Annotated in this window: 10 protein-coding genes; 9 read left to right on the top strand and 1 reads right to left on the bottom strand. The window is 69.2% G+C overall.

Going from position 1 to position 12,551, the window contains the following annotated elements; translation table 11 throughout:
• Positions 1–17 precede the first annotated feature (17 nt).
• Together P9K36_RS20065 and dxr are read left to right on the top strand one after the other, a co-directional pair.
• Positions 18–875 (top strand): phosphatidate cytidylyltransferase, encoded by an 858-nt coding sequence (locus P9K36_RS20065; RefSeq protein WP_278305865.1) that lies wholly within the window; start codon positions 18–20, stop codon positions 873–875.
• Between the two features lie 19 nt (positions 876–894).
• Complete coding sequence (gene dxr, locus P9K36_RS20060) at positions 895–2,073, top strand: 1-deoxy-D-xylulose-5-phosphate reductoisomerase (RefSeq protein WP_278305864.1); 1,179 nt, start codon at positions 895–897, stop codon at positions 2,071–2,073.
• A 9-nt stretch (positions 2,074–2,082) separates the two neighbouring features.
• On the opposite strand, the gene P9K36_RS20055 is transcribed toward dxr, so the two are convergent.
• Entirely contained in the window at positions 2,083–2,721 is a 639-nt protein-coding gene (locus P9K36_RS20055) for a TetR/AcrR family transcriptional regulator (protein ID WP_278305863.1), read from the bottom strand.
• A gap of 138 nt (positions 2,722–2,859) precedes the next feature.
• Here P9K36_RS20055 and P9K36_RS20050 point away from each other — a divergent pair, with 138 nt between their 5' ends.
• The 7 genes from P9K36_RS20050 to lpxA all read left to right on the top strand — a co-directional run bounded on the left by P9K36_RS20050 (position 2,860) and on the right by lpxA (position 12,545).
• Complete coding sequence (locus P9K36_RS20050) at positions 2,860–4,101, top strand: HlyD family secretion protein (protein WP_278305862.1); 1,242 nt, start codon at positions 2,860–2,862, stop codon at positions 4,099–4,101.
• Between the two features lie 8 nt (positions 4,102–4,109).
• Complete coding sequence (locus P9K36_RS20045; protein WP_043758796.1) at positions 4,110–5,720, top strand: DHA2 family efflux MFS transporter permease subunit; 1,611 nt, start codon at positions 4,110–4,112, stop codon at positions 5,718–5,720.
• A gap of 166 nt (positions 5,721–5,886) precedes the next feature.
• Complete coding sequence (locus P9K36_RS20040; protein ID WP_278305861.1) at positions 5,887–7,041, top strand: RIP metalloprotease; 1,155 nt, start codon at positions 5,887–5,889, stop codon at positions 7,039–7,041.
• 420 nt (positions 7,042–7,461) lie between these two features.
• Positions 7,462–10,032, top strand: a complete 2,571-nt coding sequence (bamA, locus tag P9K36_RS20035; protein ID WP_053609505.1) for an outer membrane protein assembly factor BamA — start codon at positions 7,462–7,464, stop codon at positions 10,030–10,032.
• A 50-nt stretch (positions 10,033–10,082) separates the two neighbouring features.
• Complete coding sequence (gene lpxD, locus P9K36_RS20030; RefSeq protein ID WP_278305860.1) at positions 10,083–11,144, top strand: UDP-3-O-(3-hydroxymyristoyl)glucosamine N-acyltransferase; 1,062 nt, start codon at positions 10,083–10,085, stop codon at positions 11,142–11,144.
• 109 nt (positions 11,145–11,253) lie between these two features.
• Positions 11,254–11,730, top strand: a complete 477-nt coding sequence (gene fabZ / locus P9K36_RS20025) for a 3-hydroxyacyl-ACP dehydratase FabZ (RefSeq protein ID WP_043351216.1) — start codon at positions 11,254–11,256, stop codon at positions 11,728–11,730.
• On the top strand, positions 11,727–12,545 hold the full coding sequence (gene lpxA / locus P9K36_RS20020; protein ID WP_043351218.1) for an acyl-ACP--UDP-N-acetylglucosamine O-acyltransferase: 819 nt from the start codon (positions 11,727–11,729) through the stop codon (positions 12,543–12,545). Before fabZ ends, lpxA begins: the two co-directional genes overlap by 4 nt.
• Positions 12,546–12,551: the final 6 nt, after the last annotated feature.

Genomic DNA, 12,551 nt, shown 5'->3' with positions numbered 1-12,551 from the left:
GAAGGGACGGGACGCGCGTGACCGCCGCCGCCGCACCGGCCGCGCGTCCCTCGGGACGGCGCGAGCTGTGGCTGCGCGTCGCCTCGGGCCTCGTGCTCGGGGCCGGCGTGCTGGCCGCACTCGTCTATGGGGGCTGGCCCTTCGCGGGGATCTGGCTCGCCGCCGGCATCATCGGATTCGGCGAGTGGATGGTGATGAGCCGCACCGAGCCCCGCGAGGTTCTGATCGCATTGGGCGCTGCGACGCTGGGCGCCCTGCTGCTCTGCCAGCGCGGCGGTGCCCCGACACCGGCCTGCATCGCTGTCCTTGTACTCGGCGCCGCGGCTTGCGCCACGGTGGCGCGGACGCCTGGGGGCCGGTTCCGCGCGTTCGCCGGTGTGCTCGGCGCGGCGGCGATCGCGGCGGTGCCCGTGGCCCTGCGCGACGATCCCGCCATCGGTCTCGTCGGTCCGGCCTGGATGTTTGCGGTGGTCTGGTCCACCGACATTGCTGCCTATTTTGCCGGCCGGAAGATCGGCGGCCCGAAGCTGATGCCCCGGGTCTCGCCCAACAAGACGTGGTCGGGGGCCCTCGGCGGCCTGGTCGGCGCGGTCGCGGCCGGGACGCTGGTCCCGGTGGTCGCCGACCTTGCCGGGATGCCTCTGCCCAGCGCCGCCTCCCTGCCGGTTGTGGCAGGCGTCAGCGCGCTCGCCTCCGTCCTGAGTCAGGCGGGGGACCTGATCGAATCCGGTCTCAAGCGCCATTTCGGCGTGAAGGATTCCGGAAAGATCATCCCGGGCCATGGTGGCGTCATGGACCGGCTCGACGGATTCTTCGCGGTCGCCGTGCTGGCGGCCCTCTATCTCGCCCTGCGCGGGGGCGGTCTGATCGCGTGACGATGAGGGAGTTGAACCCGTGACCCAGGTCGTCACCGTCTTCGGCGCCACCGGCTCGATCGGCCGTTCCACCGCCGACCTCCTCGCCCAGCATGCCGACCGGTTCCGGGCCGGCGCCCTGGTGGGGGGCAAGGATCCCGTCGCCCTGGCCAAGGTCGCGCGGGAGCTGAATGCGTCCTTCGCGGCACTGGCCGATGAATCCGCCGGCCCGGCCCTCGCCGAGGCCCTGTCGGGCTCCGGCATCCCGAGCGGGGCGGGGGAGGCCGCCGTCATGGAGGCGGCCGCCCGCGACGCCGACATCGTCGTGGCGGCGGTGAGCGGGGCGGCGGGGCTGAAATCGACCCACGCCGCCCTTCGGCTGGGCCGCAAGGTCGCGCTCGCCAACAAGGAAAGCCTCGTCTGCGCCGGCGACGCCTTCATGCGCGACGCTGCCCGCTACGGCGCCACGATCCTGCCGATGGATTCCGAGCACGACGCCCTGAGCCAGGCGCTGGCCGGCCGGCCGCTCGCCGACGTCCGCACCATGATGATCACGGCCTCGGGCGGCCCGTTCCGGACCTGGACCCGCGAGCGCATCGCCGCCGCCTCCGCGGCCGAAGCGGCCGCTCATCCGACCTGGTCGATGGGCATGAAGATCAACATCGATTCGGCGAGCCTGATGAACAAGGGCCTCGAACTGATCGAGGCGCACCATCTGTTCGGGATCGAGCCCGAGCGCCTGGACGTCGTGGTGCATCCGCAATCGGTGATCCACGGCCTGGTCTACTGGCTCGACGGGGCGGTGACCGCCGAGCTGGCGCTGCCCGACATGCGCGTGCCGATCTCGCACTGCCTCGGGCTCGGGAACCGGCTCGCCATCGAGCGCGGTCGGCCCCTCGACCTCGTGACGCTGGGCTCGCTCACCTTCGAGGCGGCGGACGAGGCGCGTTTCCCCTGCCTGCGGATCGCCCGGGCGGCGCTGGCCGCCGGCGGCGCGGCGCCGACCGTGATGAACGCGGCCAACGAGATCGCGGTGGCGGCCTTCATTGCCGGCCGGATCGGCTTCTACGGGATCAGCGATCTGGTCGAGCGCGCCTGCACGCACTTCGCCGGCTCATACCGCACCGCGCCGGCCGACGTGGACGAGGCGCTCGCCATCGACGCCCACGTCCGGATCTGGAGCGCCGAGGCCCTGCCGGAGCTGCGCGCCGCCGGCTGAACCTTCGCCTCAGCGCGCCGGGCCGTAGCCGGCCAGGAACACCCGCACCGCCTCGTCGATCTGATGGCGCATCTCGGCCTCGCCGGCGATGCCGCCTGCCGCGAACAGCAGGCGCGTCAGCAGACCGGCCTGGCAGAGGTGCAGGAAGTGTCGGGCCGCGAGTTCGGTGTCGGCGATGGTCAGGCGTCCCGCCTGGACCTGCGCGTCGAGATAGCGGGAGAGGCGGTCGACGCCGCAGGCCGGACCGGCCTGATAATAGACCTGCCCGAAGCGGGGAAACTTCTCGCTCGCACCGATCACCATGCGGACCAGCGAGACATGCTCCGGCCGGCACATCTCGGTCAGGAAGCTCACCCCCAGCCGCGTGAGCACGCCCGGCACGTCGGGATCATCCGCATCGAGCGTGAACAGGGCTTCGGCGAGGCTGGCCTTCTCCTGCGTCGTCAGCGCCTCGAACAGCCCCTCCTTGCTCTCGAAATAGACGTAGAGCGTGCCCTTCGAGACGCCGGCCGCGCGGGCAATCTCGCCCATGCTGGCACCGTCGAACCCCGCCGACAGGAACACAATCCGCGCACCCTCGAGGATCTGCTGCCGCTTGTCGCCCTCGTGCTGGGCCTGACCTCGCTCCAGAACCGCACCCTGAGCCATCGTCCCGCTCCGCGCCCGTGGCGCCGCCACGCTTGACCGAACCGTTCGGTCAACATAATCTGCGGCTTCTGCGGAGGCACGTCAAGCCGTGCCTCGTTATTGACCGAACCGTTCGGTCATTGAGGTCGAGGCGCTGATATGTCCCTTCGCGAGGACGCGGATCGGCTCAATTCCAGTCTCGAGGCCGGAATCGAGGCCAGAGACGAGGAGCGCGCGGAGCACCCTGCGCAGGCCTCAGTCACGGCACCTCTGCCGAAGCCCGTGCCGGACGAGGCGGTCCCGGCGCGCAAGCGTCCCGTCAGGCGGCTCCTCCTGCTCGGCCTCCTGACGGCCGCCCTGGGCGGCGGAGCCTATGAAGGGTGGCAGTGGTGGACCGTCGGGCGGTTCTTCGTCTCCACCGACGATGCCTACGTCCAGGCCGACATCTCCGTCCTCGCGGCCAAGATCCCGGGCTACCTCCAGTCGGTCCCGGTGGTGAACGGCCTCGCGGTGAAGAAGGGCGACGTCATCGCCCAACTCGACGACGGCGACTATCGCCTCGCGCTCCAGGCCGCGCAGGACAAGCTCGCCACGCAGGAGAGCACCATCGCGCGGATCGCCCGGCAAGCCGAGGCGGCCCAGGCGCAGGTCGCACAGGCCGCCGCGCAGCTCGACGCGAGCCGCGCCGACGCCGTTCGCGCCCAGGCCGATTTCACCCGGTCGATGCAGATGCAGGCGGATTACGTCGCCAAGTCGCGCATCGACCAGACGCGCGCCGACCGCGACCGCACCGAGGCCTCCGTCAAGGCCATGGAGGCCGGCCTCGTCGCGGCCCGCGCCAATGTCGACGTCCTCCACGCGCAGAAGCGCGAGGCGGAGAGCCTCGCGGCGGAACTCCGCACCACCGTCGACCGGGCCCGCCGCGACCTCGACTTCACGGTGATCCGCGCGCCCTTCGACGGGGTCGTCGGCAACAAGGCCGTGGAGGCCGGCGCCTATGTCGGGCCCGGCACGCGGATCGCCGCGCTCGTCCCGCTCCAGAGCGTCCGGATCGACGCGAACTTCAAGGAGACCCAGGTCGAGCGCATGCGTCCCGGCCAGCCCGTGACCGTCACGGTCGACGCCTATCCGGACCGCGAGATCCACGCCGTGGTGGAATCGTTCTCGCCGGCCTCCGGCTCGGTGTTCAGCCTGCTGCCGCCCGACAACGCCACGGGCAACTTCACCAAGATCGTTCAGCGCCTGCCCGTCCGGGTGAGGGTGCCCGAGGAGGTCGCCCGCGAGGGCCTGCTGCGGCCGGGCCTGTCGGCGGTGGTGCGGGTCGATACCCGCACCGGCGCGGACCGCTCCGTCCTCGACCGCGCCTCCGCGCCGCGGCCGGTCAACACCGCGAGCCGCTGAGACCCGCGATGGCCGCCAGTGCCGCCACCTCCGCGGGCGATGCCGCCGCCCCGACGCGCGGCGTGACGGCCCGCGCCGCCGAGCCGCCCCTCGACCGCCGCCGCATGGTGGCGTTCGTCTGCATGGTCTTCGGGATGTTCATGGCGATCCTGGACATCCAGATCGTCTCGGCCTCCCTGAACGAGATCCAGGCCGGCCTCTCGGCCTCCGGCGACGAGATCCCCTGGGTCCAGACCAGCTACCTGATCGCCGAGGTCATCTCGATCCCGCTCTCCGGCACCCTGTCACGGGTGCTCTCGACGCGCTGGATGTTCGCCATCTCGGCGGGCGGCTTCACCCTGATGAGCCTGATGTGCGCCACCTCCTCGTCGATCGGCGAGATGATCGTCTGGCGGGCGCTCCAGGGCTTCATAGGCGGCGGCATGATCCCCACCGTGTTCGCGGCGGCCTTCACGATCTTCCCGCCCTCGAAGCGGACCATCGTGTCGCCGATGATCGGGCTCGTGGCGACGCTGGCGCCGACGATCGGCCCGACGGTGGGCGGCTATCTCACCGATCTCATGTCGTGGCACTGGCTGTTCCTGATCAACGTCGTGCCGGGCATCTTCGTGACCGTCTCGACCTGGATCCTGGTCGATTTCGACGAGCCGAATTACGGCCTGATCAAATCGTTCGACTGGGCCGGTCTCGCCTTCATGGCCGGCTTCCTCGGCTGCCTGGAATACGTGCTGGAGGAGGGGCCGAACCACGATTGGCTGCAGGACGAGGCGGTGTTCGCCTGCGCGGTCATCTGCGGGACGTCGGCGCTGCTGTTCTTCTGGCGGGTCTTCACGGCGAAGCAGCCGATCGTCGATCTGAGGGCCTTCTCGGACCGGAACTTCGCCAGCGGGTGCGTGGCGAGCTTCGTGCTGGGCATCGGGCTCTACGGGCTGACCTACATCTATCCGGTCTATCTGGCCCGGGTGCGCGGCTACTCGGCGCTGATGATCGGCGAGACGATGTTCGTCTCAGGCCTGTGCATGTTCGCCACCGCCCCCATCGCCGGCCGGCTTTCGGGCAAGGTCGATCCCCGCATCATGATGGGCATCGGCTTCGTCGGCTTCGCCTGCGGCACGTGGATCGTCACCGGCCTGACCAAGGACTGGGACTTCTACGAGCTGCTCCTGCCCCAGATCCTGCGTGGCTGCTCGCTGATGCTGTGCATGATCCCGATCAACAACATCGCGCTCGGAACGCTGCCGCCGGCGCGGATGAAGAACGCGTCGGGGCTGTTCAACCTGACCCGTAACCTCGGTGGCGCGGTCGGCCTCGCGCTGATCAACACGATCCTCAATGACCGGTGGGACCTCCATCTCGCGCGGCTGCACGAGCGCTTCACCTGGGCGAACACGGCCGCCCTGGAGCGCCTTGACACGATGCAGCGCGGCTTCGAGGCCTATGGAAGCGCCGCGTCGGGCATGGCGCTGAAGGCGATGACCAACACCGTGCGGATCCAGGGCCTGGTCATGGCCTTCGAGGATGTATTCCTGGCGCTGACGGTCCTGTTCCTGGCGATGGCCTGCGCCGTTCCCATGATCCGGCGGCCCCAGGCCGGTGCGGGCGGCGGGGCCGGCCACTGACGGGCTGCTCCGATCCCGGGCGGTCGGCGGGTGCGGAATCTGACCGCGCGTGCGACCTTCCGCAGCCGCCCCGCAGGATTGCGTTGGCGGTCGGACCCGCCGATCTGCTAGACAGGGCGGATGGCCGGCCCGAGAAGCCGGCGCCGAGACGGCCAGGATACGGCGTATGGACTTCCTCAACGCGATGGGCGGAACCGCCGGCGGCTTCTTCGGCGCAGTGATTCCGTTCCTATTCGTGCTCACCGTCGTGGTGTTCGTGCACGAGATGGGCCACTTCCTGGTCGGGCGCTGGTGCGGGGTCGGGGTTCACGCCTTCTCGCTCGGCTTCGGCCCCGAGCTGTTCGGCTTCAACGACCGCCGCGGCACCCGCTGGAAGCTCTGCGCCATCCCCCTCGGCGGCTACGTGAAGTTCCACGGCGACGTGAACGGCGCCAGCATGCCCGATCCCGAGGCCGTCGCCCGGATGAGCCCGCAGGAGCGGGCGATCAGCTTCCCGACCCAGCCCGTGTCCAAGCGCGCGGCGATCGTCGCCGCCGGCCCTGTGGCGAACTTCATCCTGGCGATCCTGCTCTTCGCCGGCGCGATCTGGCTGGGCGGCCGCTACGAGTTGCCCGCCCGGGTCTCGTCGGTGGAGCCGAACAGCGTCGCCGCCCAGGCCGGCTTCCAGCCCGGCGACGTGATCACCGCCATCGACGGCGAGAAGATCGGCGACTTCAACGCCATGTACCGCACGGTGACCGGCAGCGCCGGGACGCCGCTGACCTTCACGGTGGAGCGCAACGACCAGCCCATCACGATCCACGCGACGCCCGCCACCTTCGAGGAGAAGACGCCGTTCGGCCGCCACCGGATCGGCCGGCTCGGCATCCGGTCGCCCGCGGGCTCGGAGGCCCGCCTCGTGACTTACGGGGCGCTCGATTCGCTCAATCTCGGCGTGAAGGAGACCTACTTCGTCGTCGAGCGCACCTTCTCGTATCTCGGCAAGCTCGTCACCGGCCGGGAATCCGCCGACCAGCTCTCGGGTCCGATCGGCATCGCCCGCGTCTCCGGCGAGGTCGCCAAGACCGGCGGCGTCGGCGGTCTGGTCGGGCTCATCGCGCTGCTCTCCGTCTCGATCGGCCTGCTCAACCTGTTCCCCGTGCCGTTGCTCGATGGCGGACACCTGCTGTTCTACGCCTTCGAGGTGGTGCGCGGCCGTCCGCTCAGCGAGCGGGCCCAGGAGATCGGATTCCGTATCGGTCTCGCCCTGGTGCTGATGCTGATGCTGTTCGCCGCCTGGAACGACATCCTCAATCTCGGCGCCTCCTGGCGGAACACCTGATTGGGGGCCGGCGGGATCCTGTGATTCCGCCGGATCTCCACCGGAAAGGCTGCCCCAATCCCGCCGCGGTCTCGCCCGGACGCCGCCCGGATGGCACCGCTCCGACGGGGTGAAACCGGGTTAAGATCCTGTTCACGGGATCGCGATCGGGTCTGAAAACCTCCGACAGTCCAGACATTTACGTGGCGTTCACCACGATCTGCGGTTTGTCTTCATGCTGACCGCACCGTTAAGTGGCGCGAAGGCCACGACCCCCCAAAATCCCCTGACGATGGCCTCCCGCGCGTTTGCTTGGCTGGGGAATCCCGGTAAGAGCTACGCTTGGACCGAAGCCACGCTTGGACCAGGTGACGGGACGGCCGATCAACGGTCGCCTGTGACGGGCTAACCCCCGCGACCAGAACAGAAACGGGCGATTGCATGATGTCGTTGACGGGGAAGCCCCGACGTAAGTCGGTGCGGAAAACCATCGTCCTAGTCACTGCGGGTCTTGGCGTTGTCCTGAGCGGGGCCGCCCAGGCGCAGCAGATCGTCGTCCAGGGCAACCAGCGCGTCGATGCCGACACGATCCGGTCCTACGTGACCGGGACGGCGTCCGGCTCCGCCGAGGAGGCCCGCCGCAACCTGCTCGCGAGCGGGATGTTCTCCGACGTGAAGGTCGCCCAGTCGGGTGGCCGCACGGTGGTGACGGTCCGCGAGAACAACCTGATCAACCGCGTTGTCTTCGAGGGCAACAAGAAGGTCGAGAAGGCGACCCTTGAGGGGATCGTCGAGGCCAAGGCCCGCGGCCCGTACAGCGAGGCGATCATCAACGCCGACCTCGCCCGCATCCGCGACGTCTACAAGCGCTTCGGGCGCGGCACCGCCAAGGTGACCTACCGGACGGTCGACCTGCCCAACGGCCGCGTCGACGTGATCTACCAGATCGACGAGGGCGATAAGACCGGCATCCTCTCGATCAACTTCGTCGGCAACAACGCCTACTCGGAGCGGACGCTGAAGGGGCTGATGAGCTCCTCGGAGATGAACTTCCTGTCGTTCATCAAGACCTCCGACGTCTACGATCCCGACCGCATCACCAACGACCTCGACCAGGTCCGCCGCTACTACCTGAAGAACGGCTACGCCGACTTCCAGGTGGTCAGCGCCGACGCGCGCTACGTCGAGGGCGACAAGTCCGGCTACGTCATCACCATCACGGTGAACGAGGGCGAGCAGTACAAGGTCGGCGCGGTCCAGGTGGATTCGCGTCTGCCGGGCCTCGACACCACGAAGCTCGACACCGACATCGCCACCTCCGTGGGCGACATCTACAACGCCGACGACGTCGAGAAGACGCTCAACAACGTCACCCGCGAGGTCAATCGCGCCGGCTATCCGTTCGCGCAGGTCCGCCCGACCGGCCAGCGCGATCCGGCCAGCCATCAGGTCTCCCTGGGCTTCGTGGTCGAGGACGGCCCGCACGTCTACGTCGAGCGCATCAACATCCGCGGCAACACCCGCACCCGCGACTACGTCATCCGTCGCGAACTCGATATCGCCGAGGGCGACGCCTACAACCGCGTGCTGACCGACCGCGCCGAGCGGCGCCTGAACGGTCTCGGCTTCTTCAAGAAGGTCCGCTTCTCCAACGAGCCGGGCTCGGCCCCGGACCGCGTGGTCATCAACATCGACGTTGAGGATCAGCCCACGGGTTCGTTCTCGGTGGCGGGCGGCTACTCCACCCAGGACGGCATCATCGGCGAGGTCTCGGTCTCCGAGTCGAACTTCCTCGGCCGCGGCCAGTACGTCCGCTTGGCCGGTACGGGTGGCCAGTACTCGCGCGGCGTCGACTTCTCGTTCACCGAGCCGTACTTCCTCGGCTACCGGCTGGCAGCGGGCTTCGACGCCTTCTACAAGTACTCCGACCTGACCCGGTACTCGCGCTACGAGACCACGGTGTATGGCGGCCAGCTCCGCCTCGGCCTGCCGATCACCGAGGAGTTCGGCATCACGCTGCGCTACTCGCTGTACAACACCGAGCTGAAGGTCCCGAACACCCTCAAGCGGCCGTACAACGACTGCTCGATCCCGATCCCGGGCTACACCGCCACCTACGCGGCGGGCACGATCGACCCGAATACGGGCCGGAACATCGGCGGCCAGTCGATCTACCCGAACTGCGCGTATGACGGCGAAGCCTCGATCGCCATCAAGGGTTCGCAGGGCAACACGCTGACCTCGCTGGCCGGCCTGACGCTCGCCTACTCGACCCTCGACGTGATCGGCGCGCCCCGCAACGGCCTCTACGCCGAGCTGAAGCCCGACGTCGCCGGCCTGGGTGGCGACTCCAAGTTCTTCCGCGTGACGGCCGATGCGCGGTACTACAAGGAGATCTTCGAGGACGTCGTCGGCTTCATCCGCTTCCAGGGCGGCCACATCTCGTCGCTCAACAACGACCCGCTGCGGGTGACCGACCAGTTCTTCCTCGGCCCGTCGCTGGTCCGCGGCTTCGCACCGAACGGCATTGGTCCGCGCGACGTCGGCATCGCCGATGCCCGTTCGAACGCGATCGGCGGCTCGACCTATGTGGGCGGTACCCTCGAGGTGCAGTTCCCGCTGCCGGCCGTGCCGCGCGATCTGGGTCTGAAGGGCGCTCTGTTCGCCGATGCCGGCACGCTGTTCGGCTATCACGGCCAGCGGAACTTCAACGTGAACGGCGACGCCTTCATCAACGGCATCTCGCCGACGACCGGGAAGTGCAACTTCAACGCCTTCACGATCGGCGTGGAGCCGGAATGCGTGAACGTCCGCGACACGGCGGCGATCCGCTCCTCGATCGGTGCGTCCATCCTGTGGAACTCGCCGCTCGGCCCGATCCGGTTCGACTACGCCTACGCTCTGACGAAGGACGAGGGTGAGAAGGTGTTCGTCCCGGCCCTCGGGAAGTACGGCCATATCGGCAAGGATCAGACCCAGGCGTTCCGCTTCTCCGGCGGCTCGCGCTTCTGATAAAAATTGCACGCGCCGGCCGGATTGTCCCGGCCGGCGCGTTATTGAGCATGTCAGATCCCATCTTCTTCACCGCCGCCGCCGATGGCCTCACCCTGGCCGAGATCGCGGCAGCCGCCGGCGCCAGCCTCCCCGACGGAGCGGATCCGGAACGCCGGTTCAGCGGCGCGGCCTCCCTGGAGAGCGCCGGTCCGGAGCACCTCGCCTACATGGACAATGCCCGCTACGGCGACGCGCTCGCCGCGACGCGGGCGGGGGTGTGTCTGGTCTCCCCCCGGTTCGCGGCGCGTTGTCCCGCGACCACCGTCGCCCTCGTCAGCCGCGATCCCTACCGCGCCTATGCGGCCCTGCTCGGCCGTCTGCATCCCGATGCCCTGCGTCCCGGCTCCCAGTTCGCCGTCCGCGGCGTCGCGTCCGGCGCCCATGTCCATCCGGAAGCCCGGCTCGAGGACGGCGTCACGGTCGATCCCGGCGCGGTCGTCGGGCCGGGTGCCGAGATCGGCGCAGGAACGGTGATCGGACCGAATGCCGTGATCGGTCCCGGCGTCCGCGTCGGGCGGGACTGTGCGATCGGCGCCGGCACCACGCTCAGCCACGCCCTCCTCGGGAACCGGGTGATCATCCACCCGGGTGCGCGCCTCGGGCAGGACGGGTTCGGCTTCGCCATGGGCGCCAGCCACCTCAAGGTCCCGCAGGTCGGGCGGGTGATCGTTCAGGACGATGTCGAGATCGGCGCCAACACCACGATCGACCGGGGCGCCTCGCGCGACACGGTGATCGGGGAGGGGACCAAGATCGATAATCTCGTGCAGATCGCCCACAACGTCGTGATCGGGCGGCACTGCGTCATCGTGTCGGGCGTCGGCATCTCGGGCTCGACCACCCTGGAGGATTACGTCGTCCTCGGCGGTCAGGTCGGCGTCGTCGGCCACTTGCGCATCGGCCGCGGTGCGCAGATCGCCGGCTCGTCCAACGTCAACCGCGACGTGCCGCCGGGCAGCCGCTGGGGCGGAACGCCCGCCAAGCCGGTCCGGGCCTGGTTCCGGGAGTTGACGACGCTGGCCCGCCTCGCCGAGCGCGGCGGCAAGGACCTGAGCGGCGAGGACACCTGACCGGGAAGGCCTTGCGCTTCCGGCGATTTCTTCCGAAGAGGGCGTTCGGCCCGCCAAGGGCGGCCGGATTGCAAGCCGCCCCGGGCGGCAAGTCGAGGTGCGGATTTCGATGAGTGAGGCGGCGCGCGAGACCGGCACCGAGCTGGGCATAGCCGATATCCAGACGTTGCTGGAATTGCTGCCACACCGTTACCCGTTCCTGATGGTGGATCGCATCGTCGAGATCGACCGGGACGAGTCCTGTGTCGGCATCAAGAACGTCACGGCGAACGAGCCGCAGTTCATGGGACACTTCCCGGACATGCCGGTCTTCCCGGGCGTGCTCCTGATCGAGGGCATGGCGCAGACGGCGGGCGCGATCTGCTGCCGCCACATCCGGGCGGACGGACGGAACACCAAGCAGGTGTTCTTCATGACCATCGACAAGTGCAAGTTCCGCAAGCCCGTCACCCCCGGCGACCAGGTGCGCTTCCACATGACGAAGCTGAATCAGCGCCGGACCATGTGGTGGTTCCGCGGCGAGGCCCGGGTCGACGGCAACCTCGTCGCCGAGGCCGAGATCAGCGCCATGCTGGTGACGGAGTGACCGCGCCGTTCATCCATGCGAGCGCCGTGATCGAGTCCGGCGCCCGGATCGGCGACGGGGCCCGGATCGGCCCCTTCTGCCATGTCGGCCCCGAGGTCGTGCTCGGGCCGGATTGCGAACTCATCAGTCACGTCGTCCTGGCGGGCCGCACCACGATCGGCCCCCGCACCCGGATCTTCCCCTTCGCGTCGATCGGCCACCAGCCGCAGGACCTGAAGTACCGGGGCGAGGCCTCGACCCTGACGATCGGCGCCGATTGCCTGATCCGCGAGGGCGTCACGATGAACCCGGGCACCAGCGGCGGCGGCCTGGAGACCGTGGTCGGCGATCACTGCACCTTCCTGGCGAATTCGCATGTCGGCCACGACTGCCGGGTCGGCGCGCATGTGATCTTCTCCAACAACGTGATGCTGGCGGGCCATTGCAGCGTCGGCGACTACGCGATCCTGGGTGGCGGCGCCGCCGTGATCCAGTTCGCGCGCGTCGGTGCGCACGCCTTCGTGGGCGGCCTGTCGGGCCTGGAGAACGACTGCATCCCGTACGGTATGGTGCTCGGCAACCGGGCCTACCTGTCGGGGCTCAACATCATCGGGCTGCAGCGCCGCGGCTTCGCCCGCGACGACATCCACGCCCTGCGGCGCGCCTACCGCCTGCTCTTCGCGCCCGAGGGCACGCTGATGGAGCGGGTGGAGGACGTGGCCGCGACCTTCGAATCCCACGCGGCGGTCCGCGAGATCCTCGACTTCATCCGCCTCGGCGGCAAGCGCTCGATCTGCACGCCGCGCGAGATCCCGACGCCCATCAGCGCCGCCTGAGCGGCC

It is taken from the genome of Methylobacterium sp. 391_Methyba4, from assembly GCF_029691625.1.
Taxonomy (GTDB): domain Bacteria; phylum Pseudomonadota; class Alphaproteobacteria; order Rhizobiales; family Beijerinckiaceae; genus Methylobacterium; species Methylobacterium fujisawaense.
This window is presented reverse-complemented; position numbering and strand designations above follow the sequence as displayed.

Coding starts and splice junctions, on each gene's coding strand:
- P9K36_RS20055 (WP_278305863.1), bottom strand. CDS start 2,721: ATGGCTCAGGGTGCGGTTCTGGAGCGAGGTCAGGCCCAGCACGAGGGC.
- P9K36_RS20050 (WP_278305862.1), top strand. CDS start 2,860: ATGTCCCTTCGCGAGGACGCGGATCGGCTCAATTCCAGTCTCGAGGCC.
- P9K36_RS20045 (WP_043758796.1), top strand. CDS start 4,110: ATGGCCGCCAGTGCCGCCACCTCCGCGGGCGATGCCGCCGCCCCGACG.
- P9K36_RS20040 (WP_278305861.1), top strand. CDS start 5,887: ATGGACTTCCTCAACGCGATGGGCGGAACCGCCGGCGGCTTCTTCGGC.
- bamA (WP_053609505.1), top strand. CDS start 7,462: ATGATGTCGTTGACGGGGAAGCCCCGACGTAAGTCGGTGCGGAAAACC.
- lpxD (WP_278305860.1), top strand. CDS start 10,083: ATGTCAGATCCCATCTTCTTCACCGCCGCCGCCGATGGCCTCACCCTG.
- fabZ (WP_043351216.1), top strand. CDS start 11,254: ATGAGTGAGGCGGCGCGCGAGACCGGCACCGAGCTGGGCATAGCCGAT.